Genomic DNA, 1,435 nt, shown 5'->3' with positions numbered 1-1,435 from the left:
TGAGTTGCCTGCGCGTCACGACCACAGTCCTACCGGGTTCCGCCCCGCGAAGAGGCCACAACCCAGGAACTGATCACGACACCACACAGGCCCTAACAGGGGGCGGCCATCGCCGTGACCACTGATGTGGCCCCCAGGATCAGATCGTCCCGCTCACTTCCAGGACCTCGTGCGGCACGCCGCGCGTACTCGATCCGTCCAGTCACAGCCGCCCGCACAAGGCCGCGTACATCGCCCGTCTGGGCGCCGTCGATCGCCTCGCCAGCCCGTGTTCCCCACCGCCCCGCATCACACACCGGTAGTCCGGAGCCGGATGGTCAGGAGGCCGCAGCCCGCGGCACGGGCTCCTTCTGGTCGCGTTCGATCTCCGCACGTTCCTGTGCGATCTCCCGGGTGAGGAAGAAGTTCAGGACGGTACGGATGGCCGCGATGGCCGCCAGCTGGCCGATCTCGGTGAAACTGGGGGCCACCGCCGTACGCAGGACATCGCCCGCCAGCTGGAACTCCAGTCCCAGGACGAGGAAACGTCCGAGGCTGAGGCGGATCTTGTTGAACTCGCCGATCAGGGAACGCCGGCGCAGACCGGTCGTGGCGAACCGGGCGAAGGCCCACACGGCGCCCGCGAAGATGATCAGCGCGCCGGCGGCCTCGATGACGTGCACCAGCCACCCGATCATCTCCCGGACGCCGGACTCGGACAGCAACTCCCCTACCGCGTTCATGGATCCGCTCTTACCCGCGTGAACGCTCCTACACGAGCCGTCGCCGGTGTCTGCCACCACACGACGGATGCCAGAAGAATGTCGGCCGCCGACCAACACGTGACGTACCCATCGCCGAATCGTCAACCTCCCCGACATCCCGTCACCGAACGCCGGCGGCTTGGAACCGGCCCGGCCACGAACGCGGCTCGGCGAACTCGGCGTGAAGGAGGCCGTACGGGCCCACAGGACCACCGTGGAGGCGCCTGCGATGTGTCAACCAGAAGCAGCGCCGCGGCCGCCTAGCTCGGTAGGGGCGGGCCCCGCACCGGAGGGAATGGTGCAGGAACCGTCAGCCGCCGCCGTCGCGTACGCCCCGCACCCTTGGCCGATACGGCCTGCCAGCGGTGGACGAGGACGGCGGACACCCAGCACAGACCCTGATCAGCTCCCACCGGGGCGGGGCCAAATCACTTCAACGTAATGCCGTCCACGGGCAGGTCGTAGGAGTAGGAGCGCCCTGCGGGCTTGATGTTGCCACCGTTGTGATCGATGATCATGCGGCTCTGCGAAGCGCCTACAGAGACGCCTTCCCCGTCCGTCGGAACCGCTCAGAGTGGGGCCACTCACCAGGGCAAAGGCGCGCGCGAGGGCTTCGAGCCCCTCAGACGCCTGTCCGGCCCGCTGGTCAGCAAGGAATACCGCTTCCCGCCCGATGGCCTCGACTAAGGCCT

The 1,435-nt window shown here is 67.9% G+C and carries 1 protein-coding gene; it reads right to left on the bottom strand.

Translation table 11 applies throughout. From position 1 onward, the window contains the following. Positions 1 to 317: 317 nt before the first annotated feature. Positions 318 to 722, bottom strand: coding sequence for a DUF1622 domain-containing protein (locus tag ACFWUZ_RS35015; RefSeq protein WP_384381972.1), 405 nt, complete (start codon positions 720 to 722; stop codon positions 318 to 320). Positions 723 to 1,435 lie beyond the last annotated feature (713 nt).

Origin of the sequence: Streptomyces sp. NPDC058646, from assembly GCF_042716875.1 — a bacterium.
Classification (GTDB): Bacteria; Actinomycetota; Actinomycetes; order Streptomycetales; family Streptomycetaceae; genus Streptomyces.
This window is presented reverse-complemented; position numbering and strand designations above follow the sequence as displayed.

What these genes read in the sequence shown, in the direction of transcription:
- ACFWUZ_RS35015 (WP_384381972.1), bottom strand. Translation starts at nt 722, where the DNA reads ATGAACGCGGTAGGGGAGTTGCTGTCCGAGTCCGGCGTCCGGGAGATG.